Raw genomic sequence first — 25,273 nt, forward strand, 5'->3', positions numbered from 1 at the left:
CGGCGGCGCGGGGACAAGAGTAACCGGTGCCCACGCGCGCGTGGGGGCGGTGGTGCGGCCCGCGTGTGGGGTCAGCTGTCGCCCTCGCGGGAGCCCAGGGTGAGCTCCACCGTGTTGGTCTTGCCGTCACGCTCGTAGGTGATCTTGACCTTGTCGCCGGGCTGGTGGGTCCAGATCTCGCCGATGAGGGTCGGGCCGGAGTCGATCACCGAGTCGTCGAGCTTGGTGATGACGTCGCCCGGCTTCAGGCCCGCCTTGTCGGCCGGGCCGCCGGACTCGACGGGGTCGGAGCCGCTGGCGCCCTGATCGGTGATCTTCGCGCCGCCCGTGGAGTCCTCCAGGGAGACGGACGCGCCGATCTTGGCGTAGACGGGCTTGCCGGTCTTGATGAGCTGCTGGGCGACGTACTTGGCCTGGTTGATCGGGATGGCGAAGCCGAGGCCGATGGAGCCGGACTGGCTGCCGCCGCCGAGGCCGCCGCTGCTCGTGGACTGGATCGCAGAGTTGATGCCGATCACGTTGCCCTTGGCGTCCAGCAGCGGGCCGCCGGAGTTGCCCGGGTTGATCGAGGCGTCGGTCTGGAGGGCGCTCATGTAGGAGGCGTTCGAACCCGTGCCGTCGCTGGAGGCCACCGGGCGGTTCTTGGCGCTGATGATGCCCGTGGTGACCGTGTTGGACAGGCCGAAGGGGGCGCCGATGGCGATGGTCGAGTCGCCGACCGCCACCTGGTCGGAGTTGCCGAGCGTCAACGGCTTGAGGTCGCCCGGCGCGTTCTTGAGCTTGATCACCGCCACGTCGTAGCCCTGTGCGTGGCCGACGACCTCGGCGTCGTACTTCTTGCCGTTCGGGAAGGTCGCGGTCAGCTTGCCGCCGTCCACCGCGTCCGCCACCACGTGGTTGTTGGTGAGGATGTGGCCCTCGCGGTCGAAGACGAAGCCGGTGCCGGTGCCGCCCTCGCCGCTGCTCGACTCGGCCTCGATGGTCACCGTGCTCGGCAGGGCCGCGGCGGCCACGCCCGCGACGGTGCCCGCGTCACGCTTGACGTCGCCGCCGCTGTCGGAGGCGGAGACGGTCGTCGAGGAGCCGTTGTCGTCGTTCTTGGCCAGGGTGTAGCCGAGACCACCGCCCAGGCCGCCCGCGACCAGGGCCGCGATCAGGACCGCCGCCATCAGGCCGCCGCGCCCGCGCCCCGACTTGGGGGCGGGCTGCTGGTACGAGGCGCCCCAGCCACCGGCACCCGCACCGCCCGAGCCGCTGTCGGCGTACGCCGGGGTCGCGGGCGGCGGAGGCGGCCAGGAGGCGTCCGGGGCCTGGGGGGTCTGGGCCGGGGTGCCGTAGCCGGGCACGCCCTGGGCCGGGGCCTGACCCGGGGTGCCCTCACCCTGCGAGGCCTGAGAGCCCTGCGGCCCGTACGAGCCCTGCGCACCCTGTGGCCCCTGCGTGCCGCCCGCACCCGCCGACGCGTAGGCCGGCGCCTGGCCCGCGTGCACCAGTTCCTGCTCCGGTGCGCCGGGGGCGTGCGGAGGCGTCGTGGGGAGCGGGGTCGTCGGGGCGCCGCTGTCGGGCGCGCTCGCCTGCGGGGAGGCCGGGGAGGCTGCGGGGGAATCCACCGGCACGGGAGGTGCGGACGGGGCCGGGGGTACCGCAGTGCCCTCGTTCTCGGTGCTCACAGCTTGTCTCCTCGATCCACGGCTGTTTTTCCTAAGGTCGCACTCGGTCACGCTCGTTCACGCTTGCCGACGGTCCGGCGCGATGCAGCTGTGCATGTGCTTTTGTATGCCGTCAGCTTTTCCCACAGGCCGTCAGAGCACCATAAGCGGTGCCTGTGGGTCTGCGACCATCCTTTATATGGGACCTTTCGGACGGAACGGCCGCATCTCGACGCCCGCATCTCGTCCTGTCATCGCCCACCACGTGCGACGCGTACCCCGCCACGATGGCACCATGACGCGGTGACTCACGCACGGCAGCACAGCATTCAGGTCGTCGCCCACCGCGGAGCCTCCGAAGAGGCCCCCGAGCACACTCTGGCCGCGTACAAGAAGGCGATCGAGGACGGCGCCGACGCCCTGGAGTGCGATGTGCGCCTGACGGCCGACGGCCATCTCGTCTGCGTCCACGACCGACGCGTCAACCGTACGTCCAACGGGCGCGGTGCGGTCTCCGCCCTGGAGCTGGCCGAGCTCGCCGCCCTGGACTTCGGCTCCTGGAAGAACCGGGACGAGGAGCCCGACTGGGAGCACCGCCCCGAGGACCGCGAGGAGACCTCCGTACTGACCCTGGAGCGACTCCTGGAGCTGGTCGCGGACGCGGGACGGCGAGTGGAACTGGCCATCGAGACCAAGCACCCCACACGGTGGGCGGGGCAGGTGGAGGAGCGGCTGCTGGTGCTGCTGAAGCGGTTCGGCCTGGAGGCGCCCGCCACGGCCGCCGACTCCCCGGTGCGGATCATGAGCTTCTCGGCCCGTTCGCTGGCACGCGTGCGTGCCGCCTCGCCGATGCTGCCGACGGTGTATCTGATGCAGTTCGTCTCGCCCCGGCTGAGGGACGGTCGGCTTCCGGCGGGCGTGCGGATCGCGGGGCCCTCGATCCGGATCGTGCGCAATCACCCGGCGTACATCGAGCGGCTGAAACGAGCCGGCCACCAGGTGCACGTGTGGACGGTGAACGAGCCCGAGGACGTCGACCTCTGCGTGGAACTCGGCATCGACGCCATCATCACCAACCGGCCCCGCGCGGTCCTGCGCCAGCTGGGCCGATGACCTTCGCGGCGCCTGACGGTGAGTCACTGGTAAAGACCTGTGAAGAAACCTTGACCCCACGAGTCGACTGAAGCATCTTCGGTCACGGCCAAATCGTCGAAATCCGGCCACACGATTACAGGGAGTGCTCCGGCGCGTTCGGTCCGTGTTCGATCGTTACGAATGCGTCAGCGGACCTACGTTGGCCGGTTTCCGGTACAGGCCAATGGGGCATCCACACCGTGGCGTGGGGCAAAGGAGGTCTCGGGGGTGGCGTTGGTGGTGGCACAGGAGGTGCCCACGTCGTCGAGCATGGCCGTACCCCATGGCCCTGCGGGCGTGGGGGAAGCAAGACACCGGATGCGTTCTCAGTTGCGCAGGGGCGGTGTGTCGGAAGCGGTCATCGACGACGCCGTACTGATTCTTTCCGAACTCTTGAGCAATGCGTGCAAGCACGGTCGGCCCCTGGGCGACGCCCTGGCCGGGGACGGCGACGTCCGCGCCGCGTGGCGCGTGGAGCCGACCGGCAGACTCACGGTCGAGGTGACGGACGGCGGCGGGCCCACCCGCCCTGCTCCGGCCACGCCCTCGGTCACCGCGCACGGCGGCCGTGGGCTGAACATCATCACCGCACTGTCCGACGACTGGGGCGTCCGGGACGACGCCCGCGGCGAGGTCACGGTGTGGGTCGTGGTGCACGACGACGTTCATGATCCGGATGCCGGCCACCGCCGGGACGACTTCGCTACGCGCGTCACGGCGCCGTCGGTGTCGTCGATCGGTGACCTGGACTTCGCGGACGCCTTCACCGACATGGACTGAGGCGCCACGGGCGTTGTCCACAGCTCGGCACACCGCCCCGCGTCGTCCACAGCTCGGCACACCGCCCCGCGTTGTCCACACGCTCCCGTCGCGCATGGCGTGAACGACTAGGCTCCCGCCCATACGAGACGAGCCGTAACCGGGAGACCCCACGATGGCCAAGAAGCGACCCCAGACGAAGGCCCAGCGCCCTCAGATCGCCGACGGGGAGGTCCCGGTCGTCGGTGCCCGTGAACCCTGCCCCTGCGGCAGCGGCCGCCGCTACAAGGCCTGCCATGGCCGGGCCGCCGCGCACGCGGTGACCGAGCTGGTGCAGCGCCCGTTCGAAGGCCTGGCGGGCGAGGGCGACTGGGTGGCGCTGCGTGAGCTGGTGCCGGCCGCCACGGCCGAGCTGTCCCTGAAGGGCGGCCTCCCCGAGGGCGTCCCGTCGGTCACGCTGGCGACGGTCCTGCCGATGGCGTGGCCGGCGCTGCGCCGCGACGACGGCTCGGTGCTGCTCGGTCTGCAGAACGACACGGCGTCGGGCGACATCAGCCGCGACCTGGCCGACACGCTCCAGCGCGCGCTCACCGCCGAGCCGGGCACACCCGTCCAGGGCCGCCGCGCGCCCGCCGAGGGTCCGCGGCTGCAGGATCTGCTCGACCCCGAAGGCACGTTCGAGCCAGTCGTGCACGAGGGCTTCGAGTTCTGGGTCCCGGACGCGGAGAACGCCACCCCGGAGGTGACCGCCTCCCTGGAGCGGGCCAACGCCGCGGCCATCCCGACCGTGAAGCTCCAGGGTGTGGACGCCGCCTACTGGTGCGAGACGCCGGAGAAGAACCACCTGCGCTGGGTCATGCCGTACGGCGAGGAGCAGCTTCTGGACGCGCTCGCGCGGCTGCACGCGGCGGGGAGGTCCGGCCTCGGCGAGGGCACCCGGCTGGTGGGCTCCTTCCGCGCCCACGGCCTCACCGTGCCCGTCTGGGACCTGCCGAGCGGCGTCTCCGCGGAGGACGTGGAGAAGCCGGCGGCCGAGTTCGCCGAGCGGCTCACCGCGGCCCTGGCCTCGGACGCACCGCTCACCGCGGACGAGCGCCGCGCGCGGGGCGGCCTGACCAACCGACAGGTGACCCTCAGCTGAGACACAGGTTCGAGACAGGGTTCGGCTGACCGGTCGTTCAGCCGGAACCGGTCTCGCCTTGCGGCCGGAAGGGATCACAACTGCCGCCCGCGGCAAGTGAGTCGGTGTCCGGAAAGCCGACGAACTTACGAGATCGAATTTGCGAACAGCCGATCTCTTGTTACCGTTCGAGTAGCCCGGTTGCTGGTGCATCCCCCGTCGCCAGCAACCGGGTCTTTGTACGTCCGCTTCCGCTCACGGCACGCTGACGCGTGTCAACTGCCGGAAGGCGTCGACGAGTTGCTTCCGCTTCGCAGCAGCAGCGGCCCGCTCCCGGCCTCGCCCGCGAACTCCGCGACCGCCGTGTAGGCGTCCGGACCGCCCCGGCTGCGCTCCCTGGGCGTCTCGCAGGTTCCCGGTTCGTCTCCCGCGCCCACGGCACAGCGCATCTGCACGGTCCGGTCGTCCGGGCCCATGAGGCTCAGCACGGAGTCGAGCGCGCCGCCGGTGACATTGCGGTAGTAGGTCCGCGCCCAGGTCTCCTCGCCCTGGGTCAGGACACAGGTCTGCGCCTCGATGCCGTCGGGGGAGGTCAGTTCGGGACCGCAGCGCGCGGCGGTGGCCAGACCGAGGCCGAGGAGGGGGGCGCGGCCGGGTGCGGCGGACGGCGCCTTGGCATCCTCGCGCGGGGAGGTGCGCGACGCCGCGCGCGTCACCTCGTCCCCCACCTGCCCCGCGGACGCCACGGCCAGCGGCAGCGCGACCGCGCATGCCACGACGCCCGAGAGGGCGAGGAGACGAAGGTTCATGAAAGGGGACGATAACGACCGGGCGCGCACGGCTGGTTCCGTGCGCGCCCGACACCCCTACAACTCGGGCGCGCTCACACCCGTACGAGTGAGGGCGTCGACGACCGCGTCGACCACGGCCTCCACGTCGGGCACCCACGGGGAGGCCGAGCCGGGCAGCGGGGCGCGCTCCCAGCGGATGACGCCGTGGCCGGTCTCGGACGGGGGCAGGGCGAGGTAGCCGCCCTCGCCGTGGAACCGCAGCGAGCCGGGGACGAAGTCCTTGGCGTACAGCAGTTCGCCCAACTGCTCCATGGAGTACGGCTTGACGAGGATCGCCCAGCGATTGGGCGCGGCGACCACCGGTCCGAGGCGCATGCCCTGACGGTCCAGGGCGGTGAGCGCGCGGGCAGCCGCGAGGGCCGGCAAGGAGACCGCGCAGGGAGCCGTGCCTCCCGTGGCGAGGACGATCGGCGCGGCGGGCCGGTTGGTCCACCACCAGCGCACCATGCGCTCGTCGGTGGTGGCCGCGAGGAGGCCGGGATCGAAGGGGTGCGCCCCGGGCACCGTGCACTCGGGGTCGGGACAGGAGCAGCGGGCCCGGCCCTGTGGGTCCGGCGCCGCGCCCGGGAGTACGGGCCACTGCCATTCCGTCGCGAAGGTCAGGGCCGCGCTGATCAACTCAGGCCCCCCGTCGTTCCGCTTGGACAGGAGCCTGCGTGCCTTTCCGAGGATCTCGCGCATGAGCGCTCGTTCCTTTCCGTTGCACCGCTGGCAACACCGTGGGCCACATCACACCATGTGTCGATCACTGCACTGTGCGTACCTGTTGGCGCATCACACCCCTGTCCGAGACAAGGGGAACCCCTATGGGCCGAACGTCGGCTGCGTCCGCGGCAGCCGGGCCCACACTGCATCTATCAAAAGCATGGGCGTGGCGTGGGGGTGGCGAAGTCTGGCGTTTTGCCGTCCCGCGTATTTCTCTTCGCCTCCGCCACGGGAGGATGGGGCTCGGTCGTCGGTGGCTAAGACGCCCGGGTCCGTCACCAGGTTCCGGGTGGCTGTCAACCACCCCTGGCCTTCTCCGAGTACGTACCCATCACGACCGCTGTGACGCTCTGTGGAGCAAGGCCAGTCGACCGCAATAAGGCGTTACCTGAGTCAGTTTCAAGCCAACTTCGCTTTTCGGCAAGGGGTACCCCGGTGACTCACGGACACCAGGAATCCCGGCAGGACAATGCTGGACATCCCCTCACGAGTGCGTGTACATGTGGAGACACTGCTAGCGGCGCAGAATGACATGGGGGTTTGCGATGCTTTTGAGCAATACGCACCGGTCGGAAAGCCGGACGCCATGAACGCCCCTCACCCTCCGAAAGTGGCCGGAATCGATTCAACGGTTCCCTCGCCCGCACACACTGTCGCGCCCGCGCCCGTAGCCCCGGACACCTCACCGGCCTCTCCACCGGGCGCTCCCGGAGCCCTGCTCCAGGACCGGCTCGCCGGCTGGGTCTCCGACCTCACGACCCTCCACGAGCTCACCGAGCGGCTGACCCGCACGGATTCCCTCGCGGAGGCACTGACCGAACTGCTGCGCGCCGGAGCCGCCCTGGTGGGCGCCCGGCGCGGTCTCGTCGTACTGGAACCCGGCGACGGACTCGGCCCCGACACCACCATCGGCCTCGGCCTCGCCCGCGCCGACCTCGGTCACATCGAGACCGTGCCGCGCAGCGCCCTGTCCTACGGCCGCATCCTCGACGGACTCCCCGACGCCGACGGCGAGATCGCCGAACCCGACCTGTTCGCCGGGGACGGCCTCGACCCCCGCCACCGCGAGGTGGCCGCCCGCCTCGGCTACGCCGCGAGCTACGCGCTGCCCCTGTCGTCCGACACCGCGGGCCGCCTCGGCGCGGCCGTGTGGCTGTACGACGAACCGGCCGAGCCGAACGAGCGCCAGCGCCACCTCGTCGGCCTGTACGCCCGCTACGCCACCGAGCACCTGGCGCGCGTCGTCGAGGTCGAGCGCACGCGCGCGTGCATGGCGACGATGGCCGAGGAGCTGCTGCCGTCCCGGCTCCCCCGCGTCGCCGGCGTCCAGCTCGCCGCCCGGCACCGCACCGGCCCGCGCGGCGGCGGCGACTGGTACGACGCGCTGCCGCTGCCGGATGCCGCACTCGGCCTCGCGGTCGGCTCGGTGACCGGCTCGGGCCCCAGCGCGGTCGCCGCGATGGGCCGGCTCAGAGCGTCGCTGCGGGCCTACGCCGTCATGGAGGGCGAGGACCCGGTCGCGGTCCTGTCCGACCTGGAGCTGCTGCTGCGCCTGACCGAGCCCGCCCGTTCGGCCACCGCCCTGTTCGCCTACTGCGAGCCCGCGCTGCGCAAGATCACGCTGGCCGGTGCCGGGCACTGCCCGCCGCTGCTGGTCGGTGAGCGGCGCACGGAGTTCGTGGAGACGTCCGTGTCGGCACCGCTCGGCATGCTCGCCTGCTGGGAGGCGCCCAGCGTGGAGCTGGTGGCCGAACCCGGAGAGACGGTTCTGCTCTACACCGACGGGCTGCTGCACCGTACCGGCGACGCCACCGACCGCGCCTTCGCGCGGCTGCACGCGGCCGCCGCCGGCGTACCGAAGGCGCTGCGGCACGACCCGGACGCGATCGCCGACCACGTGCTGCGCACGGTGCTGGCGGACGGGCTGGACGCGGCGGACTCCGACGAGGACGTCGTCCTGCTCGCCGCCCGGTTCGAGTAGCGCCCCGTGTAACACCGGACAGCGGCGTGTAACAGGTCTTCCGGCCCTGGGCCCCCTTCCGTACGACCGTACGATGGACGGGGTCCAGTGCCGTATCGAGGAGGATGACCGTGGCCGACGAGCTCACACCGGAGACCCCGGAGACTGAGTCGGAAGAGCCCATCAAGCAGCGGAAGAACGGCCTGTACCCGGGCGTCTCCGACGAGCTCGCCGAGAACATGAAGTCGGGCTGGGCCGACACCGAGCTGCACGACCTGGAGCCCATCGCCCAGGCCGCCGAGACCGCGGCCCGCCGTGCGGCGCTCTCCGCCCGTTTCCCGGGCGAGCGGCTGGTAATCCCCGCGGGCAACCTGAAGACCCGCTCCAACGACACCGAGTACGCCTTCCGGGCCTCCGTGGAGTACGCCTACCTCACCGGCAACCAGACCGAGGACGGCGTCCTCGTCCTGGAGCCGGTCGCCGACGGGCACAAGGCGACGATCTACCTGCTGCCGCGCTCCGACCGCGAGAACGGCGAGTTCTGGCTCTCCGGCCACGGCGAGCTGTGGGTGGGCCGCCGGCACTCCCTCACCGAGGCGGAGAAGCTGTACGGCATCCCCGCCTCCGACGTCCGCGAGCTGGCCGACGCGCTGCGCGAGGCGACCGGCCCGGTCCGCGTCGTCCGCGGCTACGACGCCGGCATCGAGGCCGCGCTGACCGACAAGGTCACCGCCGAGCGCGACGAGGAGCTGCGGGTCTTCCTCTCCGAGGCGCGGCTGATCAAGGACGAGTTCGAGATCGGCGAGCTGCAGAAGGCCGTCGACTCGACGGTCCGCGGTTTCGAGGACGTCGTGAAGGTCCTCGACAAGGCCGAGGCGACCTCCGAGCGCTACATCGAGGGCACGTTCTTCCTCCGCGCGCGGGTCGAGGGCAACGACATCGGCTACGGCTCCATCTGCGCCGCCGGTCCGCACGCCTGCACGCTGCACTGGGTGCGCAACGACGGACCGGTGCGCTCCGGTGACCTGCTGCTGCTGGACGCGGGCGTCGAGACGCACACGTACTACACCGCCGACGTCACGCGCACGCTGCCGATCAACGGCCGCTACAGCGAGATCCAGAAGAAGATCTACGACGCCGTGTACGACGCCCAGGAGGCCGGTATCGCGGCCGTGAAGCCGGGCGCGAAGTACCGGGACTTCCACGATGCCGCGCAGCGGGTGCTGACCGAGCGGCTCGTCGAGTGGGGGCTTGTCGAGGGGCCGGTGGAGCGGGTGCTGGAGCTCGGCCTCCAGCGGCGCTGGACGCTGCACGGGACCGGGCACATGCTCGGCATGGACGTCCACGACTGCGCTGCCGCGCGCGTGGAGTCGTACGTCGACGGCACGCTGGAGCCGGGGATGGTGCTGACCGTCGAGCCCGGGCTGTACTTCCAGGCCGACGATCTGACCGTGCCCGAGGAGTACCGAGGCATTGGTGTGCGGATCGAGGACGACATTCTGGTGACCGCGGACGGCAACCGGAACATGTCCGATGGGCTGCCGCGGCGGTCTGATGAGGTCGAGAGCTGGATGGCTTCACTGAAGGGCTGACGGGTGTTTTGAAGGCCGGGTACCAGTGGGGTGCCCGGCCTTTTGTTGCGGTCTGCGGGTTGTGGGGGCTGGTCGCGCAGTTCCCCGCGCCCCTAGAAGCAGGGGGTTGCAGTGGACCTGCATGTTGAGCTCATCGCTTCCGAAGGGCGGCGTAACGGGATTGAGCGTGCCCTTCGCGATGCGGTGCGGGACGGGCGGCTCGCGCCCGGGGCCCGGTTGCCTGCCACCCGGCGGCTGGCCGAGGAGCTCGGGGTGTCTCGGGGGACCGTCAAGGCTGCCTACGACCAACTGGTCGCCGAGGGGTATCTGACCGCTCGGCAGGGGTCGGGGACGCAGGTTGCCGCACTGCCCGCTGTCGAGACGGAGGTGCCGGGCGTCGCCTCACGCGCGCGTGCGCCTCGTTTTGATCTGCGGCCCGGGAGTCCTGATGTCGGGACCTTTCCCGCCGCCGCCTGGTTGCGAGCCTTGCGGCGGGCCATCGCCACGGCACCCTCGCTCGCGTACGACTACGGCGATCCACGCGGGCGGATCGAGCTGCGAACTGCCTTGTCGGGATATCTGGGGCGGGCCCGCGGGGTCGTCGCGCCGCCGGAGCGGATCGTGATCACCTCGGGGTACGTCCAGGGGCTCGCTCTGCTCACGCGCGTGCTCGACGGGGGCGAGATCGCCATGGAGGACCCCGGGCTGGCCTTCCACCGGGAGGTGGTGCGCCGGGGCGGTGGCCGGGTCGTGCCAGTGCGGGTGGACGAGCAGGGTGCCTGCGCGGGGGAGCTGGGGGATGCGCGGGCGGTCGTGCTGACGCCGGCGCATCAGTATCCGACCGGGGTGACGCTCCATCCCTCGCGGCGGCGGGCGGTCACCGACTGGGCACGCGCGCGTGGCGGACTGATCGTCGAGGACGACTACGACGGGGAGTTCCGGTACGACCGGCAGCCCGTCGGGGCGCTCCAGGGGATGGCTCCCGGTCAGGTGGTGTATCTGGGCACCGCGTCGAAGACCCTGGGGCCCGCGCTGCGGCTCGGGTGGATGGTGCTGCCGCCGCGTCTGGTCGACGCGGTCGCCGACGCCAAGCTGCACAGCGACCACCACACCGAGACCCTCGGCCAGTTGGCGCTCGCCGAGCTCATCGACAGTCACGCCTACGACCGTCATGTGCGCGCCTGCCGGCTGCGGTACCGGCGGCGCCGGGACCAGCTGCTGCACCGGCTCGGGACGCGGCGGGCGGTGCGCGGGATCGCGGCCGGGCTGCACGCGCTGGTGGAGGTCGCCGACGAGAAGGAGGCCCTGGCGCGGGCGGAGGCGGCCGGGGTCGCGGTGGGGCGGCTGGGCGATCACTGGCACACGCCGGACGGCGGGGAAGGGCGGACTCAGGGCCTGGTCGTCGGGTACGGGACGCCTCGCGAGCGGGTCTACCCGCAGGCCCTGGAGGCGCTGGGGCAGGCGCTCGACGGATTGGGCCACTGAAAGGGGCGTCGATTGGGCCTGTCTGTCGGTCCAGTCGGCTTCTAACGTCGGTCACATGACGAACTCACTCGTCCCGCCCAGGGGTCCGCAACGCGTCCTCGCCGTCGCCCAGTTGACCAACGCCGTCGGTGACGGCGCCTTCCTCGTGACCTCGGCGCTCTACTTCACGTACGTCGTCGGACTCGCCCCCGCGCGCGTGGGGCTCGGGCTGACCCTCGCGTGGGCCCTCGGGGCGGTGGCGGGCGTGCCGCTGGGGCGGCTCGCGGACCGGCGCGGGGCGCGCGGGACGGCGGTGCTGCTGGCGGTGGTGGCGGGGCTCGCGGTCGCGGCGTTCCTGTTCGTGCGCGGGTTCGTGCCGTTCGTCATGGCCGCGTGCGTCTACGCCGCCGCGCAGTCGGGGCTGGCGGCGGCCCGGCAGACGCTGCTGGCGGGGCTGGTGCCCGCCGGGGAGCGGACGGGGCTGCTGGCGCATCTGCAGTCGGCTTTCAACGCCGGTCTGGCGGTGGGGGCCGGGCTGGGCGGGCTGGCGTTGCAGGCGGGGACGCGGGGGGCGTATCTCGGGGTGTTCGCGCTGGACGTGGTGAGCTTCGCGGTGTGTGCGGGGGTGCTGCTGCGGCTGCCTTCGGTGGCGCGGACGCCGGCGCCTCGTGCCGGTTCGCGGAAGCGGCAGCACGGCGGGCTCGGTGTCGTGCGCGACCGGCGCTATGTCGCCGTCACGCTCCTCAACACCGTTCTGCTGCTGCGGATGCCGCTGCTGAGCCTCGCGCTGCCGCTGTGGATCGCCGAGCGGACCGACGCACCGGCGTGGCTGGTCTCCGCGCTGTTCGTGCTCAACACCGGGGCCGTGATGCTGTTCCAGGTGCGCATGGCACGCGGGGTCACGGGGCCGGCGTCGGCCACGCGCGCGGTGCGGCGGTCGGGGTGGGTCATGCTGGCGGCGTGCGGGGTGTTCGCGCTCTCGGCGGGCGGCTCGGCGTGGCCGGCCGCCGGGGCGCTGGTCGTCGGGGCGGTGTTGCAGGTCGTCGCGGAGATGGGGCAGTCCGCCGGGTCCTGGCAGCTCTCCTTCGACCTGGCGCCGGCCGACCGGGTCGGCGAGTACCAGGGCTTCTTCGGCACCGGGGTGACGGTGGCACGGACACTGGGGCCGCTCGTGCTGACGACGCTGCTGCTCGGGTGGGGCACCGCCGGGTGGCTGCTGCTGGGAGGGGCGACGCTCGTGGCGTCGTACGCCATGGGACCAGTGGCGGGCCGCGGGGGCGCCGCCTCCCGGCCGGAGGCCGACCGGCAGCCGGGGGCCGACGAGCAGTTGGGGGCCGACGAGCAGCCGGACGGCGGCCCGGAGCCGCAGGCAGGTCCGCGGCCGGTGCTCGTGAACTGACGGGTCGCCCGGCGCGAGTCCGAGCGGCCGCCCGGTGTCAGGCCGTCCGGGCCGGCGAACCGGCCTGTAGCGGCAGCGAGTCACCGGCCCGTAGCGGCAACGAGTCCAGGAACAGCGCCCCCGCCAGCAGCCCCGCGCTGCCGCGGGGGCTCCACGCGCGGGTGCGCAGGTCCTCGTCGAAGCGGGCGAGGGCCGTGGCGCCCGCCGTCGTGGACGTGCCGCCCGCTTCCAGGACCCCGCGGGCGCCCGCCTGGACGTGGCGCAGGCCGAGCGGGCCCGCGGTGTAGAGGAGTTCGGTGTCCTGGAGGGTGGACATCACGGTGAGCAGGGCGTCCAGCCGGGCCTGCGCCTCCGTGGCGCCGGCCTTGCGCGCGGCGGCGAGCGCGTCCAACGCCCGCCGTACGTGCGGGAATCCGGCCCGCGCCTCGCCACGCGCCCCGGCGGCACCGTACTTCGCCGACACCGACGAGCCGCGCGACGGCCGCCGCGGGGCCCGCTTGTCGGGATGCCGGGCGATGCGCTTGGCGGTCGCGGCGACCTCCCAGCCCGTCGTCCCCGGATTCAGGGCGGCCGCGGCGACCAGCAGGCCGAGCGCCCACAGGGCACCCCGGTGGCCGCCGCCGGCGAGGCCCACCGAGTGCTCGGTGCAGCGGCCGATCGCGCCGAGTTCCGTACGGAGCCCGGGAGTCGGCTCGCCGGTGCGGCGGGCCGCGGCGGCCATCGCGGCGAGGCCGGGTACGAGCGCCTTCGCCGACCAGCGCAGAGCGCAGTGGTCCACGCGCGTGGTGCGGGCGTCCAGGTCGCGCGGGTCGGGCAGCCCGGGCTTGGGGGCCAGGGCCAGTTGCCCGGTCAGCGCGGTCACGGCGGCATGCGCCAGCGCTTCGTCCTCGCGGCTGCTCATGGCCGTACCTTACGAGGACGCCGGGGCACAGGCAGTGGCGCTTTCGGAGCCGTCATGACCGGGAAGGTAGGGGCGCTGTCCGTCAGGGGGTTCTCAGGAGGCTGAGAACGGACTGTGAATGCCGAGGAAGCCGCGCTTCTCCGGCACAGCCCTAGACCGCTCTCCGGCACAGCCCTAGACCGCCATGAGCGGAGCGTCCTTCTTCCACTTGAGGATCTTGTCGAAGCTGACCACCGCACCGCCCCGGCCCGGCTTGTTGCCGATGTGGACGTGGTCGGCGAGTTCCTGGATCAGACACAGGCCGCGGCCGTGCTCCGCCTCGCCGGGCGCGCGGCGGACGACCGGTGCGGAGCGGAGGAAACCGGGGCCGGAGTCGGCGACCTCGATACGGCACTTCTCGCCGTCCAGGTACGCGGTGACGCGGTACGCCTCGGAGGTGCCGCCCTGCCCGGTGTCCCCGCCGTGCTCGACGGCGTTGGCGCAGGCCTCGCTGAGGGCGACCGAGAGGTCGTAGCAGACGTCGGGATCGACGCCCGCGGTCTCCATGGTGCCGAGCAGCAGGCGCCGGGCGAGCGGAACGCTCGCAGCCTCGCGCCGCAGATGGAGTGACCACCAGATGCTCATGCTCCAGCCTCCCGGCCGCGGCTCGACATACCGTTACGTATTGCCGCCCGTGCCCGGGTGTAAGCACACTGTCGACGTGATGCCGCCCATATGGGGGATGCGTAGGGGGCGTTGGATGGGGTATGTGGGGCGGGTTCGCACCAGAAGGTGATCTTCCGGTCGTACGACTCGTACGTCATCTTGTGGACCTGCCGTACGGCGGCCGTAAAGCCAGTGCGATGATGAGCCCGCCATGACTGCCCCCCACCCACGCACGGCGCGCACCGGAACCGGCCTCCGGGTCCTGCGGGCCGCGGTGTTCGCCGCGGTCTGCGTCGTGCTGGCCGCGGGCGGGCACACCCTCGCCTCCTGCGCCACGGTCCCGCTGTGGACCCTCGGCGCGGGATTCCTCGGGGTCGCCCTGGTGGCCGCGCCGCTCGCCGGGCGCGTGCGGTCACTGCCGGGCATCGCGGCGCTGCTCACGGCCGGACAGGTCGTGCTGCACACGCTGTTCGGGCTGGGCCAGCACACCGCCGCGGCCAAGCCGTCGATGGCCTCCATGTCCGACACCTCACTCGTGGAGCAGGCCGCGCGCCTGGTCTGCGGGACCACCGCGGCGGCGATCAGCCCGGCCCAGGCGGCCCATCTCCTCACCGAGGCCCGCCTCTACCCGGGCACCCACACGCACGCGTCCATGGACATGTCCGCGGACGCCATGGCCGGCGGCTCCTCCGTCCCGCTGCTGCCCTCCCTGCCGATGCTGCTCGGTCACGTCCTCGCGGCCCTGGCCGCCGGCTGGCTGCTGCGCCACGGCGACCTGGCGCTGCTGCGGCTGGCCGAACTGTCGGCCCACGGGGTCGCCGAGGGGGCGCTCGTACGATCCCTGCGCGGGGCGCTCGCCCTGGTCCGCGCCCTGCGTGCCGGGCTGCCCGGCGCACCGCTGACCGGCCCGGCGCTGCCGCGCACCGCGCTGCTCGCGCCACCCACCCCCCGTACCACCGCACTCCAGCACACGGTGATCAGGCGCGGCCCGCCGGCCGCCGGCGTTCTCGCACTCGCCGCCTGACACGACGCGCCACTTCCCGGGAAGGGGAGGCCGCCGTCGTGCGGCCCCCGTACGCGTGCCCGTGTCCGACAGCCGTCGGGCACCTCCACGCGCGCGTACCCCTCTTCATCACCGGAATCACCTCTCGAAGTGGAGTGCCCCTTTTCATGAAGACCTCTCGTGTCGCCGCCGTCGGCGCCCTCACCGCCTCGGCCGTCGTCGTCCTGTCCTCCCCCGCGTTCGCGCACGTCAGCGTCCAGCCCGAGGGCGCCGCCGCCAAGGGCGGCTACGCGGTCGTCGACTTCAAGGTGCCGAACGAGCGCGACAAGGCGTCGACCACCAAGCTGGAGGTCACCTTCCCGACCGACCACCCGCTCGCCTCCGCGATGCCGGAGCCGATCGACGGCTGGGACGTCAAGGTCACCAAGGCCAAGCTCGACAAGCCCATCGAGATGCACGGCGAGAAGATCGACCAGGCCGTCTCCAAGATCACCTGGACCGCCACCGGCAAGGGCATCCAGCCGGGCTTCTTCCAGAAGTTCCCGGTCTCCGTCGGCGCCCTCCCCGAGGACGCCGACGAACTGACCTTCAAGGCCATCCAGACGTACTCCAACAAGGAGGTCGTCCGCTGGATCGAGGTCCAGCAGGACGGCCAGGAGGAGCCCGAGAACCCGGCGCCCGTGCTGACGCTGTCCGAGGCCACCGAGGACGGCCACTCGCACGGCTCGGCGGACGCCGAGAAGGCCTCCGACGACTCCAAGGCGGCCGAGAACACCGCCGCCGAGACCGCCGCCCCCGCCGACAGCAGTGACACCACCGCCCGGGTGCTCGGTGTCGTCGGCATCGTCGTCGGCGCCCTGGGCGTCGCCTACGGCGTGCTCGCCGGGCGCAGGCGCACGGGCGCCGACGCCTGAGTCCGACCGTCCGCGCGCCGCATCGGAGGCGGTACGGCCGCCCGTACCGCCCCCGGTGCACGCCGGAGCCATCACATCTGGGACATTTCTCTATGCGCAAGAAGACGTTCGCCGCGGCCGCCCTGCTCGCCGCCGCCTCCCTGACCCTGACCGCCTGCGGCAGCGGTGACGACACCGGCTCGCCCGTCTCCGTGGTCTCCGAGGACTCCGCCAACACCAAGGCCGCCATCGTCCTCGACAAGCCGTTCGAGAAGCCGGACCTCGTCCTCACGGACACCAACGGCAAGAAGTACGACCTGCGCGAGCAGACCAAGGGCCGGCCGACGCTGATCTACTTCGGCTACACCAACTGCCCCGACGTCTGCCCGACGACCATGAGCAACATCGCCGTGGCCAAGAGCAAGCTGCCCAAGGCCCAGCAGGACGAGCTGCGGGTCGTCTTCGTCACCACCGACCCCGACCGGGACACCCCGAAGGCACTCGGCAAGTGGCTCAAGGGCATCGACCCCCAGGTCGTCGGCCTCACGGGCGACTTCCCCACCATCCAGGCCGGCGCCCGCACCCTCGGCATCACCATCGAGGCACCGCACAAGGACAAGAACGGCAAGATCGTCTCCACGCACGGCACCCAGGTCGTCGCCTTCTCCCCGAAGACCGACGGCGGATACGTCCTCTACACCGAGGACGCCACCGTCGACGACTACATCAAGGACCTCCCCAAGCTCGTCAAGGGAGCGACTCCGTGAGGCGCACCGCGCTCCTCGGCGTCGCACTGACCGGGACCCTGCTGCTCGCGGGCTGCGGCTCCTCCGACGACGACGCGGCCGACCTGTCCGTCTCCGGCGCCTACATGCCGCAGCCGGTCTCCGACACGATGGCCGCCGGCTTCCTCACCGTCACCAACAAGGGCGGTACGAACGACGAGCTGACGTCCGTCACCAGCGACCTCGGCGAGGTCACCATGCACGAGACGGTCGACGCCGCCATGCAGGAGGCCAAGCGCCTCGACGTACCCGCACACGGTCAACTCGTGTTCAAAAGCGGCGGCACCCATCTGATGTTCGAGAAGCTGAAGCACCAGCCGAAGCAGGGCCAGACCGTCACCGTCGAACTGCACTTCGCCGACTCCGATCCGGTCACCGTCGAGATGCCGGTGAAGTCCGCGACGTACACCCCCAAGACCGGTCACTGAGGGAGGGACCCACCTTGACGCAGACCATCGCCCCCCGCGTACGGGTCCTGGTGCTGCTGCTCCTCGCAGCCACCGGACTGCTCCTCGCCGGTGCCGGGCCGGCCTCCGCGCACGCCACGCTGACCGGCAGCGACCCCCAGCAGGGGACGGTGGTCGACAAGGCCCCGGACCAGATCTCGCTCACCTTCTCCGAGAAGGTCGCCATGTCCGACGGCTCACTGCGGGTCCTCGACCCCAAGGGCAAGCGCGTCGACCAGGGCAAGGCGTCCAACGTCAGCGGCACCACCTACGCCGTACAACTCCACAGCGGCCTGCCCGACGGCACGTACACCGTCACCTACCAGGTCGTCTCCGAGGACAGCCACCCCGTCGCCGGGGCCTACACCTTCTCCATCGGCGCCCCCTCCCGGACCAGCGTCTCGGTCTCCGACCAGACCGCCGGAGGCGGGGTCGTCGGCTGGCTCTACGGCTTCGGCCGCTACGTCTCCTACGCCGGCTTCGCCGTCATGATCGGCGGCGCCGCCTTCGTCCTCGCCTGCTGGCAGCGCGGCTCCGGAGTACGGGCCGTACAGCGCACCGTCGTCTCCGGATGGCTCGCGCTCACCGCCGCCACGCTCCTGCTGCTGCTCCTGCGCGGCTCCTACACCAGCACCGGCTCCGTCGGCGACATCTTCGACCTGAACCTGCTCGGCCAGGTCCTGCAGACCAAGACCGGCGCCGCGCTCGTCTCCCGACTGCTGCTGCTCGCCGCGGCGGCACTGTTCATCGCCGTGCTCTTCGGCGCCTACGACAAACGCGAGGACGAGGAGAAGCGCGACCTCACCTTCGGGCTCGCCATCGGCGGCACCGTCGTCGCCGCCGGGCTCGCCGCGAGCTGGGCCATGGCCGAGCACGCCTCCACCGGCCTCCAGACCGGCATCGCGATGCCGGTCGACGTGATCCACCTGCTGGCCGTCGCGGCCTGGCTGGGCGGCCTGTGCACCCTCCTCGTCACCCTCTACCGCGCGGACACGCCCATCGAGCGCTCCGCCGTGAGCCGCTTCTCCACGCTCGCCTTCGGCAGCGTCCTCACCCTCGTCGCGACCGGCATCTACCAGTCGTGGCGGCAGCTCGGCTCCTGGTCCGCCTTCACCGAGACCAGATACGGCCAGCTGCTGCTCGTCAAGATCGGACTCGTGGCCCTGCTCGTCGGCATCGCCTGGATCTCGCGACGGTGGACGGCACGAATGGGGGACGCGGGAGTACTGACCACCGAGAAGTCCGAAGAGGCTGACGCGGAGGGGACCGCCGTAGGGTCCGCCGTACGGGAGAAGGAGCACGTCGGGGCCAAGGCGGCCGGCGCCGATTCCGCACGCGCCGCCCAGCTCGCCCGGCAGCAAGCCGCCGTCGACGCCGCCCGGCGCAAGCGGCAACGGGACGCCGACCCCGACCGGTTCGGGCTGCGCCGCTCGGTGCTCGCCGAGGCGGGCGTCGCCGTGGTCCTGCTCGCCGTCACCACCGTGCTCACCCAGACCGAGCCCGGGCGCACCGAACAAGAGGCCAAGGCAGCCACGTCCTCGTCCGCCTCCTCCTCGTCCTCCTCCGCCGACTCGTCCGCCGCGGTCACCCTGGACATGCCCTTCGACACCGGTGGCGAGGACGGCAAGGGCGTCGTCCGGGTCGACCTCAACCCCGCGCGCGTGGGCGCCAACGAGATGCACGTCTACGTGGAGCGGCCCAACGGCCGGGCCTTCGACGTCCCCGAGGTGAAGGTGTCCTTCACCCTGGAGGCCAAGAACATCGGGCCACTGCCCGTCACCCCCGACCGCATCACCACCGGCCACTGGTCCGCCGCCGGTGTGCAGCTCCCCATGGCCGGCGACTGGAAGATCGCCGTGACCGTGCGGACCTCCGACATCGACCAGACCACCGTCTCCAAGAACGCGCAGATCGGCTGAACCACCGTGGCTGACCAGTCCCTTCCGCAGACGCGGACGCCCGAGAAGGCAGTTAATGACGGCGTTTCCGAAAGCGCCCCCAAGGAGGGCCTTTCGCGACGCCGCCTGCTCGGCACGGCCGGCGCCACCGGGCTCGTCCTCGGCGCGGCCGGCGGAGCCGTGGGATACGCCGCCCGGCCCGCCGAGGCCACCCCGCTGACCTCGCTCGGCTCCGAAGAGGTGATGTTTCACGGGAAACACCAGCCCGGCATCCTCCAGGGCCTCCAGGCCCGCGGCCACCTCGTCGCCTTCGACCTGGCGGCGGGCGCGGGCCGCAAGGGAGCGGCCGCACTGCTGCGCCGCTGGTCGGAGACGGCACGGCGGCTGATGGCGGGCGAGACCATGACAAGCGACGACACGGACGTCGCCCGCGACGCCGGCCCGTCCTCACTGACGATCACCTTCGGCTTCGGACACAGCTTCTTCGCCCGGACCGGACTGGAGAAACAGCGGCCGCTCGCCCTCGACCCGCTGCCCGACTTCTCCTCCGACCGGATCGACAAGGCGCGCAGCAACGGCGACCTGTGGGTGCAGATCGGCGCCGACGACGCCCTGGTCGCCTTCCACGCCCTGCGCGCGATCCAGAAGGACGCGGGCGGCGCGGCGAAGGTCCGCTGGCAGATGAACGGCTTCAACCGCTCGCCGGGCGCCACCGCCCACCCCATGACGGCCCGCAACCTGATGGGCCAGATCGACGGCACCCGCAATCCCAAGCCGACGGAATCCGACTTCGACCGACGGATCTTCGTCCCCTCCCCCGGGGACCCCGCATGGATGGCCAACGGCTCCTACGCCGTCGTACGCCGTATCCGCATGCTCCTCGACGACTGGGAGCAGCTCACGGTGAAGGCACAGGAACAGGTCATCGGGCGCCGCAAGGCGGACGGGGCACCGCTGACCGGCGGATCCGAGACGACCGCGATGGACCTGGAGAAGACCGACGCCAAGGGCGATCTGGTGGTCCCCCTCAACGCCCACGCCAGAATCACCCGGCCCGACCAGAACGGCGGCGCGGCGATGCTCCGCCGCCCCTGGTCCTTCCACGACGGCATCGACACGGACGGCGTCCCGGACGCGGGCCTCCTCTTCGTCTGCTGGCAGGCCGACCCCCTGCGCGGCTTCGTCCCCGTCCAGCGCAAGCTCGACCGCGGGGACGCGCTGTCGCGGTACATCCGCCACGAGTCCAGCGGCCTGTTCGCGGTGCCGGGCGGGGCGGCGGAGGGGGACTACGTGGGGCAGGGGCTGTTGGAGGGCTGAGCGCGCGCCAACGGCGTCGGCGGCGTTCGGTCACGCCGGTTCACTCCGCGGAGGGCCTGTGAAGGGACGAGCACCCGGCGTTCCGCAAGGCCCATTAGGGTGAGGTCATGCCAGCCAGCTATGCGTACCTCGGACCCGAGGGCACCTTCACCGAAGCCGCCCTGCGCACGCTTCCGGAGGCGGCCACCCGGGAGCTGATCCCGTACGTGTCCGTGCAGTCCGCCCTGGACGCGGTGCGCGGCGGCGAGGCCGAGGCCGCGTTCGTGCCGATCGAGAACTCCGTCGAGGGCGGCATCACCACCACCCTCGACGAGCTGGTCGCGGGCGCGCCGCTGATGATCTACCGCGAGGTGCTGCTGTCGATCACCTTCGCGCTGCTGGTCCGTCCCGGTACGAAGCTCTCGGAGATCAAGACCGTCTCCGCGCACCCGGCCGCCCAGCCGCAGGTCCGCAACTGGCTGAAGAAGAACCTCCCGGACGCCCACTGGGAGTCCGCCGCCTCCAACGCGGACGCCGCACGGCTCGTCCAGGAGGGACAGTACGACGCCGCCTTCGCCGGTGAGTTCGCCGCGGCCCTGTACGGCTTGGAAGCCCTGGAGACCGGCATCCACGACGCGGAGAACGCGCAGACCCGGTTCGTACTGGTCGGCCGCCCCGCCCGGCCCGCCGCCCCGACCGGCGCCGACAAGACCTCCGTCGTGCTGTGGCAGCGCGACGACCATCCCGGCGGCCTGCGCGACCTGCTCGGCGAGTTCGCCACCCGCGGCATCAACCTGATGCTGCTCCAGTCCCGGCCCACCGGCGCCGGCATCGGCAACTACTGCTTCTGCATCGACGCCGAAGGCCACATCTCCGACCGCCGGGTCGCCGAGGCGCTGATGGGGCTGAAGCGGATCTGCCTGGAGGTGCGGTTCCTCGGCTCGTACCCGCGCGCGGACGCGACCGAGGACGAGGTGCGGCCGCCGCTGCGCGGGACCTCGGACGACGAGTTCGTGGCGGCGTCGGACTGGGTGGCGCGCTGCCAGGACGGACGCTTCTAGGGCACCGAGCCGGGTTTCCGGCGCGTTTCCTGGGTGTTCGGGGAGCGTTTACGTCCATCCCTACCTGCATATTTTCGTTATCCACAGGAGTTATCCACAGGCCGTCATCTCGACCTGGGGACAAGTCGACACGGAAGCGCCACCTAGTCGACAAATCGGCCTACAGTGCCCAACTTCGTCCACAGCCCCACAGGTCACTCTTCGTCCACCCGTTTCCATTGATCAATCCTTTGGGGCGACCCTTTTCCACCCGAAAGTGGGCGTGAAGGGCGTTTGGATCGGGAATTCTCAGCCCGTGGGAGCCGATTAGGAATGATCACTTCCGAAGTCCACAGATCTTTCGCACACCCTGTGGATAACTCTGCGGCGCTGTGGATTCCTGTGGACGAAGCCGCCCTCAAGTCCCGTTCCGCACAAGGGAATCGAGTCAACCCGCCGTTAACCTCCTGCTTCGTTTCAGGGAGTGAGACGCCTTTTATTGACACGCCCCCCTACATAGGGCAATTCACCCATAACGGTATGTAAGGGGTTGGTGCGGAATAGCGAGTCGTGGGCGCTCACCCGGCACCGGTAGCCTTGAGCGCGTGATTGACCTTCGCCTGCTCCGTGAGGACCCCGACCGAGTGCGCGCGTCGCAGCGCGCCCGTGGAGAGGACGTCGCGCTCGTCGACGCTCTCCTGTCCGCCGACGAGCGGCGCAGGTCGTCCGGCGTCCGCTTCGACGAGCTGCGTTCCGAGCAGAAGTCGCTCGGCAAGCTCATTCCCAAGGCCTCCGGGGACGAGAAGGCCGAGCTGCTGAAGAAGGCGAGCCAGCTGGCCGCCGACGTCAAGGCGGCCGACGCCGAGCAGCACGAGGCCGACGAGGAGACCAAGCGCCTCGCCCTCCAGCTCGGCAACCTCGTCCATCCCGACGTGCCCGTCGGCGGCGAGGAGGACTTCGTCGTCCTGGAGACGCACGGCACCATCCGCGACTTCGGTGCCGAGGGCTTCGAGCCCAAGGACCACCTGGAGCTCGGCGAGGCCCTGGGCGCCATCGACGTCGAGCGCGGCGCCAAGGTCTCCGGCTCGCGCTTCTACTACCTGACCGGCGTCGGCGCCCTCCTGGAGCTGGCGCTCGTCAACGCGGCGATCGCCCAGGCCACCGAGGCCGGCTTCGTCCCGATGCTCACCCCCGCGCTGGTCCGCCCGCGCGCGATGGAGGGCACCGGCTTCCTCGGCCAGGCCGCGGAGAACGTGTACCACCTGGAGAAGGACGACTACTACCTGGTCGGCACCTCCGAGGTCCCGCTCGCCGCGTACCACATGGACGAGATCCTGGAGGCCGACCAGCTGCCGATGCGCTACGCCGGCTTCTCGCCGTGCTTCCGCCGCGAGGCCGGCACCTACGGCAAGGACACCCGGGGCATCTTCCGCGTGCACCAGTTCGACAAGGTCGAGATGTTCTCGTACGTCGCCCCCGAAGACGCCGAGAACGAGCACAAGCGGCTCCTGGACTGGGAGAAGCAGTGGCTGACCGGCCTGGAGCTGCCGTTCCAGGTCATCGACGTCGCCTCGGGCGACCTGGGCGCCTCCGCGTCCCGTAAGTACGACTGCGAGGCGTGGATCCCGACCCAGGGCAAGTACCGCGAGCTGACCTCGGCGTCCAACTGCGACAGCTTCCAGGCCCGCCGCCTCGCCGTCCGCATGCGCGACGGCAAGAAGGTCCAGCCGCTGGCCACGCTCAACGGCACGCTGTGCGCCGTACCGCGCACGATCGTGGCGATCCTGGAGAACCACCAGCAGGCCGACGGCTCCGTCCACGTCCCCGCGGTGCTGCGCCCGTACCTGGGCGGCCGTGAGGTGCTGGAGCCGGTCGCCAAGTGAGCGACGCGACTTCGACCGCGGCCGGGGGCTTCCCGTACCGGCTGATCGCGACCGACCTCGACGGCACGCTGCTGCGCTCCGACGAGTCGGTCTCGGACCGCACCCGTGCCGCGCTCGCCGCGGCCACGGCGGCCGGTGCCGCGCACATCGTGGTGACCGGCCGCGCGGTTCCCTGGACCCGGCACATCCTCGACGACCTCGGCTACGAGGGCCTCGCGGTGTGCGGGCAGGGCGCGCAGGTGTACGACGCCGGGGCGCACCGGCTGCTGACGTCCGTGACGCTGGACCGGCAGCTGGCCGGGGTCGCGCTCGCGAAGATCGAGGCGGAGGTCGGTCCGCTGTACCTGGCGGCCAGCCGGGACGGGCTGGACGGGGAGGTGCTGGTCGGGCAGGGCTACGCGCTCACCGGCGATCTGCCGGCCACCCCCTTCACCGACGCGGCCGATCTGTGGACCGCGCCGCTGAACAAGATCTACATACAGCATCCGGAGCTGTCCGACGACGAGCTGGCGGAGGCCGCGCGGCAGGCCGCGGGCGGGTTCGTGAACGTCGCCATGGCGGGCGCGGGCATCGTGGAGCTGCTGCCGCTGGGGCTGTCGAAGGCGACGGGGCTGTCGCTGGCGGCGCGTCGGCTCGGTCTGAAGGCCGCGGAGACGATCGCCTTCGGTGACATGCCCAATGACATTCCCATGTTCGGGTGGGCGGCTCGGGGCGTGGCGATGGCCAACGCGCACGAGGAGCTCAAGGCGGTGGCCGACGAGGTGACGTCCTCCAACGAGGAGGACGGGATCGCGGTGGTGCTGGAGCGGTTGCTGGGCTAGGAGCCCCTGGTGAAGCGGCTGAAGCCTGCTTGCAGGGCGTGGAAGGTGACGGTGCCGCCGCCCAGCATCTCGGCCTTGTGGCGCAGCTGCTCCGCCGCCGCCGGGCTCGGTCGGCCGTAGACGTCGATGGAGTTCATGCGGATGAGCTCGCGGAACGCGCGGAACTTCGGTCCGCCGAGCTCCATGTGGAGCTCCAGCGAGGCCGGGTCGGGGTGGACGGCGACCGTCGTCATCGTGGACCCGGACTCGTCGACGTAGAAGCGGTAGGCGATCAGCTGCGGCTCGCGGGCCTCGACGAAGTCGGCGAGGTCTCGCATGCCGTCCCTGACCTCGGCGAGTCTGCCTTCACGGATGTCCGAGCGGTCGATGTAGTAGATGGGTTCAGCCGATTCCGCCACTTTCGTCATGGCGCCTGAACCTATTCGTGTCTTGCGGAGGATGCACGGATCGAACGTGCGCGGAGTTTCCCCCGACCTCGGCTTAGCAAGCCGGTGCCTTGCCTCTCGGCCAATCCTCCGGGTGGGCGGCCCACGCGAGAGCGACGTCGCGTGCTCGAAGCGGCCGCCCCGGGCAGTTCCGGTGCGGTGGACTCGACGGTGGGGTAACTACACCGGAGTCCTCCGCGGACTGCCCTGAAGGGTGCTCGACGGACTGCCGTGCATGGACATCGTCGAACACCTCCCCGGTCGGTGGCGCCGGTGGGACCCGGCGGCATGAACACAACCATCGTGCCTGTACGCCGAGTTGGCCGCCACTGATTTAATCGGCCGTCTGTTCGCCTACCGTCGCCACCTGCGACGCCGCCCCTTGCTGAAGAACCACCCCGCCGGCGGCTCGTCGGAGCGCCAGGGCTGCGGCTCGGGGGCCTCGTCGCGCCAGCGGGCGGCGAGCATGCGGGCCCGGGCGGACGGCTCCGAGGTCTCCGCGGAACGTATGAAGTCCTCGTCCAGGACGAGACCGTCCCAGGTGTCGTCCCCGGACCGGTCCCGTTCGTCGTGGTGCGCGTCCGCCATCCCCGTTCCTCCTAGCAGTGCATCCCCGTCGATCCAG

At 71.5% G+C, this 25,273-nt stretch carries 23 protein-coding genes and 1 tRNA gene; 16 read left to right on the forward strand and 8 right to left on the reverse strand.

Annotated features, from left to right (window positions below):
- Positions 1-71 precede the first annotated feature (71 nt).
- Positions 72-1,670, reverse strand: a complete 1,599-nt coding sequence (locus EJC51_RS24270; RefSeq protein ID WP_126273006.1) for a S1C family serine protease — start codon at positions 1,668-1,670, stop codon at positions 72-74.
- A gap of 282 nt (positions 1,671-1,952) precedes the next feature.
- On the opposite strand from EJC51_RS24270, the gene EJC51_RS24275 reads away from it, so the two are divergent.
- The 3 genes from EJC51_RS24275 to EJC51_RS24285 all read left to right on the forward strand — a co-directional run bounded on the left by EJC51_RS24275 (position 1,953) and on the right by EJC51_RS24285 (position 4,683).
- The gene (locus EJC51_RS24275; RefSeq protein WP_126273007.1) at positions 1,953-2,762 is read left to right on the forward strand and encodes a glycerophosphodiester phosphodiesterase; all 810 of its coding nucleotides are present in this window, start codon (positions 1,953-1,955) and stop codon (positions 2,760-2,762) included.
- 162 nt (positions 2,763-2,924) lie between these two features.
- Complete coding sequence (locus EJC51_RS24280) at positions 2,925-3,563, forward strand: ATP-binding protein (RefSeq protein WP_126273008.1); 639 nt, start codon at positions 2,925-2,927, stop codon at positions 3,561-3,563.
- Positions 3,564-3,717: 154 nt separating this feature from the next.
- Positions 3,718-4,683 carry a DUF5926 family protein gene (locus EJC51_RS24285; protein ID WP_126273009.1) on the forward strand — a complete coding sequence of 322 codons (966 nt, stop codon included), beginning with the start codon at positions 3,718-3,720 and terminating at the stop codon, positions 4,681-4,683.
- 254 nt (positions 4,684-4,937) lie between these two features.
- Here the strand turns inward: EJC51_RS24285 and EJC51_RS24290 are convergent, their stop codons facing one another.
- Entirely contained in the window at positions 4,938-5,471 is a 534-nt protein-coding gene (locus EJC51_RS24290) for a hypothetical protein (RefSeq protein WP_126273010.1), read from the reverse strand.
- A 57-nt stretch (positions 5,472-5,528) separates the two neighbouring features.
- On the reverse strand, positions 5,529-6,194 hold the full coding sequence (locus tag EJC51_RS24295; protein WP_126273011.1) for a bifunctional DNA primase/polymerase: 666 nt from the start codon (positions 6,192-6,194) through the stop codon (positions 5,529-5,531).
- 493 nt (positions 6,195-6,687) lie between these two features.
- Between EJC51_RS24295 and EJC51_RS24300 the strand changes: the two genes are divergently transcribed.
- From EJC51_RS24300 to EJC51_RS24315, 4 genes are all read left to right on the forward strand, one after another.
- Positions 6,688-8,199, forward strand: coding sequence for a PP2C family protein-serine/threonine phosphatase (locus EJC51_RS24300; RefSeq protein WP_207924795.1), 1,512 nt, complete (start codon positions 6,688-6,690; stop codon positions 8,197-8,199).
- A 104-nt stretch (positions 8,200-8,303) separates the two neighbouring features.
- On the forward strand, positions 8,304-9,770 hold the full coding sequence (locus EJC51_RS24305; RefSeq protein ID WP_126273013.1) for an aminopeptidase P family protein: 1,467 nt from the start codon (positions 8,304-8,306) through the stop codon (positions 9,768-9,770).
- A 111-nt stretch (positions 9,771-9,881) separates the two neighbouring features.
- Positions 9,882-11,234: a MocR-like pyridoxine biosynthesis transcription factor PdxR gene (pdxR, locus tag EJC51_RS24310; protein ID WP_126273014.1), complete on the forward strand. Its 1,353-nt coding sequence runs from the start codon at positions 9,882-9,884 to the stop codon at positions 11,232-11,234.
- A gap of 55 nt (positions 11,235-11,289) precedes the next feature.
- Entirely contained in the window at positions 11,290-12,612 is a 1,323-nt protein-coding gene (locus EJC51_RS24315) for an MFS transporter (RefSeq protein WP_126273015.1), read from the forward strand.
- 37 nt (positions 12,613-12,649) lie between these two features.
- Here EJC51_RS24315 and EJC51_RS24320 read toward each other — a convergent pair whose 3' ends face one another.
- Positions 12,650-13,513 carry a triphosphoribosyl-dephospho-CoA synthase gene (locus tag EJC51_RS24320; protein ID WP_126273016.1) on the reverse strand — a complete coding sequence of 288 codons (864 nt, stop codon included), beginning with the start codon at positions 13,511-13,513 and terminating at the stop codon, positions 12,650-12,652.
- A 174-nt stretch (positions 13,514-13,687) separates the two neighbouring features.
- Positions 13,688-14,137 carry an ATP-binding protein gene (locus tag EJC51_RS24325; RefSeq protein WP_126273017.1) on the reverse strand — a complete coding sequence of 150 codons (450 nt, stop codon included), beginning with the start codon at positions 14,135-14,137 and terminating at the stop codon, positions 13,688-13,690.
- Between the two features lie 232 nt (positions 14,138-14,369).
- Between EJC51_RS24325 and EJC51_RS24335 the strand changes: the two genes are divergently transcribed.
- From EJC51_RS24335 to EJC51_RS24375, 9 genes are all read left to right on the forward strand, one after another.
- Positions 14,370-15,182 (forward strand): hypothetical protein, encoded by an 813-nt coding sequence (locus tag EJC51_RS24335; protein ID WP_126273019.1) that lies wholly within the window; start codon positions 14,370-14,372, stop codon positions 15,180-15,182.
- A gap of 146 nt (positions 15,183-15,328) precedes the next feature.
- Positions 15,329-16,075, forward strand: coding sequence for a YcnI family copper-binding membrane protein (locus EJC51_RS24340; RefSeq protein WP_126273020.1), 747 nt, complete (start codon positions 15,329-15,331; stop codon positions 16,073-16,075).
- Between the two features lie 92 nt (positions 16,076-16,167).
- Positions 16,168-16,821 carry an SCO family protein gene (locus tag EJC51_RS24345; protein ID WP_126273021.1) on the forward strand — a complete coding sequence of 218 codons (654 nt, stop codon included), beginning with the start codon at positions 16,168-16,170 and terminating at the stop codon, positions 16,819-16,821.
- Positions 16,818-17,267: a copper chaperone PCu(A)C gene (locus EJC51_RS24350; protein WP_126273022.1), complete on the forward strand. Its 450-nt coding sequence runs from the start codon at positions 16,818-16,820 to the stop codon at positions 17,265-17,267. The genes EJC51_RS24345 and EJC51_RS24350 overlap by 4 nt, the downstream gene beginning before the upstream one ends.
- Before the next feature lie 14 nt (positions 17,268-17,281).
- The gene (locus tag EJC51_RS24355) at positions 17,282-19,204 is read left to right on the forward strand and encodes a copper resistance CopC/CopD family protein (RefSeq protein WP_126273023.1); all 1,923 of its coding nucleotides are present in this window, start codon (positions 17,282-17,284) and stop codon (positions 19,202-19,204) included.
- Positions 19,205-19,210: 6 nt separating this feature from the next.
- The gene (gene efeB, locus EJC51_RS24360; RefSeq protein ID WP_126273024.1) at positions 19,211-20,500 is read left to right on the forward strand and encodes an iron uptake transporter deferrochelatase/peroxidase subunit; all 1,290 of its coding nucleotides are present in this window, start codon (positions 19,211-19,213) and stop codon (positions 20,498-20,500) included.
- Positions 20,501-20,607: 107 nt separating this feature from the next.
- Entirely contained in the window at positions 20,608-21,540 is a 933-nt protein-coding gene (pheA, locus tag EJC51_RS24365; protein ID WP_126273025.1) for a prephenate dehydratase, read from the forward strand.
- A gap of 584 nt (positions 21,541-22,124) precedes the next feature.
- Positions 22,125-23,402, forward strand: coding sequence for a serine--tRNA ligase (gene serS / locus EJC51_RS24370; protein ID WP_126273026.1), 1,278 nt, complete (start codon positions 22,125-22,127; stop codon positions 23,400-23,402).
- Complete coding sequence (locus tag EJC51_RS24375) at positions 23,399-24,223, forward strand: HAD family hydrolase (RefSeq protein ID WP_126273027.1); 825 nt, start codon at positions 23,399-23,401, stop codon at positions 24,221-24,223. The genes serS and EJC51_RS24375 overlap by 4 nt, the downstream gene beginning before the upstream one ends.
- Here EJC51_RS24375 and EJC51_RS24380 read toward each other — a convergent pair.
- From EJC51_RS24380 to EJC51_RS24390, 3 genes are all read right to left on the reverse strand, one after another.
- Positions 24,220-24,630 carry a hypothetical protein gene (locus EJC51_RS24380; RefSeq protein WP_126273028.1) on the reverse strand — a complete coding sequence of 137 codons (411 nt, stop codon included), beginning with the start codon at positions 24,628-24,630 and terminating at the stop codon, positions 24,220-24,222. The genes EJC51_RS24375 and EJC51_RS24380 overlap by 4 nt on opposite strands.
- A gap of 25 nt (positions 24,631-24,655) precedes the next feature.
- Positions 24,656-24,740 (reverse strand) — tRNA-Ser (locus EJC51_RS24385).
- 262 nt (positions 24,741-25,002) lie between these two features.
- On the reverse strand, positions 25,003-25,236 hold the full coding sequence (locus tag EJC51_RS24390) for an SGM_3592 family protein (RefSeq protein WP_126273029.1): 234 nt from the start codon (positions 25,234-25,236) through the stop codon (positions 25,003-25,005).
- Positions 25,237-25,273 lie beyond the last annotated feature (37 nt).

Origin of the sequence: Streptomyces aquilus (assembly GCF_003955715.1) — a bacterium.
GTDB lineage: Bacteria > Actinomycetota > Actinomycetes > Streptomycetales > Streptomycetaceae > Streptomyces > Streptomyces aquilus.